This is a genomic window from Staphylococcus sp. B1(2026) (assembly GCF_058895785.1).
Window position 1 is genome coordinate 1 of sequence record NZ_JBZXTS010000086.1, and the last position, 2607, is coordinate 2607.

3 protein-coding genes are annotated in these 2607 nt (G+C 29.2%); all 3 read left to right on the top strand.

The annotated features are described in order from the left end of the window. The first annotated feature begins 138 nt into the window (after positions 1 to 138). Genes tmk through AC5EAH_RS07940 form a run of 3 tightly spaced genes read left to right on the top strand, consistent with a single transcriptional unit; the run spans position 139 to position 2572 of the window. Positions 139 to 771, top strand: coding sequence for a dTMP kinase (gene tmk / locus AC5EAH_RS07930; protein ID WP_493494242.1), 633 nt, complete (start codon positions 139 to 141; stop codon positions 769 to 771). A 17-nt stretch (positions 772 to 788) separates the two neighbouring features. Further along, positions 789 to 1769, top strand: a complete 981-nt coding sequence (locus AC5EAH_RS07935; RefSeq protein ID WP_493494243.1) for a DNA polymerase III subunit — start codon at positions 789 to 791, stop codon at positions 1767 to 1769. Next, positions 1766 to 2572: a PSP1 domain-containing protein gene (locus tag AC5EAH_RS07940; RefSeq protein ID WP_493494244.1), complete on the top strand. Its 807-nt coding sequence runs from the start codon at positions 1766 to 1768 to the stop codon at positions 2570 to 2572. The genes AC5EAH_RS07935 and AC5EAH_RS07940 overlap by 4 nt, the downstream gene beginning before the upstream one ends. Positions 2573 to 2607 lie beyond the last annotated feature (35 nt).

Consider the following 2607-nt stretch of genomic DNA (forward strand, 5'->3'; position numbering starts at 1 on the left):
GATTTTGAACTACGCAATAGATACTAAGTTTGATTGTCGCTTTAAAATAAAGTATGATAGTAATATATGAAAAACTGTATTAAGGGCAAAAATAACCAATTATGCCCTTTTCTATATGATTAAAAGGTGGAAAAATGAATGGAAAAGAAACAAAAAGGAATATTTATTACATTTGAAGGTACAGAAGGTGCGGGAAAAACAACCATTATTTCACAAGTAGCACAATGTTTAAAAAAATTGAATTATTCAGTATTAGTAACGAGAGAACCCGGTGGTGTAGAACTAGCAGAAAAAATAAGAACATTGTTATTTGAATCACAAAATATGGACGAACGTACAGAAGCTTTACTTTTTGCAGCAGCACGTAGAGAACATTTAAAGAAAAAAATTCAACCAGCATTAGAACAGGAAACAATTGTTTTATGTGATAGATATATAGATAGTTCTTTAGCTTATCAAGGTTATGCACGTGGCTTAGGTATGTCTGAAATACTATCATTGAATATGTTTGCAATAGAAGATTATTTGCCAGATTATACGTTTTATCTGTCGTTGCCTGTCGAAATCGGTTTAGAGCGTATTAAACAAGCACAACAAAGAGAAATAAATCGTATTGATAAAGAGCAATTAGATTTTCATAAACAAGTGAAAGAAGGTTATGAAAAATTATCTGTAGAGCATAATAATCGCTATATTACAATAGATGCTACACAAGAAGTTTCGCAAATTGTAAATCAAGTATGTGAAATTATTCAAAAAAAATTGAAATAAAATTAAAGGAAGAGGATATGTTGACATTCGAGCAATTAATGAAACAGCAACCAAGAGTTGCCAAAGTACTAATGAATGAATTAAAACAACAGCATTTATCGCATGCTTATTTATTTTCAGGAGATCATATAGACGAACAATTAGCATGTGCTAAATTATTAATGAAATCTTTAGTGTGTTTATCTCCAAATGATGTATCACCTTGTTTAGTATGTAGTCATTGTCAAAAAATAGAAAATAATAATTATCGTGATTTACATATCGTAACTACTGAACAATTGATGTTAAAAAAGAATGATAGTATAGAATTACAAAAATTTATGATGACATCACCAGTAGAAGACAAGTATAAATTTTATATTATATTAGAAGCAGATAAATTAAATATGCAAGCATCAAATAGTTTATTAAAATCTATTGAAGAACCGACAGGTCAAAGTATAGGTATTTTAGTTACCACATCACCACAAAAAATATTACCAACCATTTTATCAAGATGTCAGCAACTTACTTTTTCATCTCATTCTAATCACAATGGTTATCATCAATTAATTGAAGAATTTCCGAAGCTATCAGCAGATGCTATTCAAATAGCTATTTTATTATCTGAAGATTTAACCAAAGCTAGATTAATATTGTCACAGGAGAATTTTATAAAACAAATAAATCTATTAAAAGTATTTACAGACAAATTATTATTTGATCCATTATGTATTTTAGCTATTGTTGATGTTTTACCTGAATTTAAAAGTAAAAAAGAACAAATTTTTATGTACAGAATACTACTTACTTATTATCAAGATATGCTATACTATAAGTTAAATAAGCAACGTATATTGAATTACGAAATAAAAGCAACAATTGTAAGAGTTCCTCTTGCGAAAATTGTGAGTATTATTGAACAAGTGTTAATAGCACTAGCAGAAATAGAGCATAATGTTAATAGTCAATTAGTTATGGAAAAACTAATTATTAAAGTACAGGGTGATAAAATATGATAGAAATTGTAGGCGTACGTTTTAAACCAATTGGACGTATATATTATTTTTCTCCAGAGCAACAAGTTTTTCAAGTTGGAGATGAAGTTGTTGTTGAAACGCAAAAAGGTCAAGAATTAGGAACAATTGTTTTAGCTAATAGACAAGAAGAAGAACAAAATGTTTTTTTACCATTAAAACCTATTTTGAGATACGCTTCAACATCAGATAAAGCACGTTATTTAGATAATCAAAAGCTAGCTAAAGAGGCTTTCATCAATTGTAAACAATATGTTAAAGACTTAGGGTTGCCGATGAAAGTATTAGAAAGTGAGTATACATTAAATAAAGAAAAACTAATTATTAACTTCGTATCTGAGAATCGAATTGATTTTAGAGAGTTAGTTAAAATGTTAGCGAGTGTTTATAAAACTCGTATAGAACTAAGACAAGTAGGTGACAGGGACGCTGCCAAACTTTTAGGGGGTATTGGACCTTGTGGCCATACATTATGTTGTTCAACTTTTTTAGGGGATTTTGCACCAGTGTCAATTAAAATGGCAAAAGAACAAAATCTTTCACTTAATCCAACTAAAATTTCGGGTGTTTGCGGTAGACTAATGTGTTGTTTAAAATACGAGAATGACTATTATGAAGAAATGAATCAACGTTTACCGGATTTAGGAGATGTTGTAGCCATCGAAGAAGGACGTGGTAGAGTGATTGCAATTAATGCGATCAAACAAGAAGTTACGTTGAAACTAATAGATGCTGAAAAAATTGTATTATATTCATTAGAAGATTATGAAATGCATTTATCTTAAAAATAATTCGGTATCTATTGCGTAGTTCAAAATCC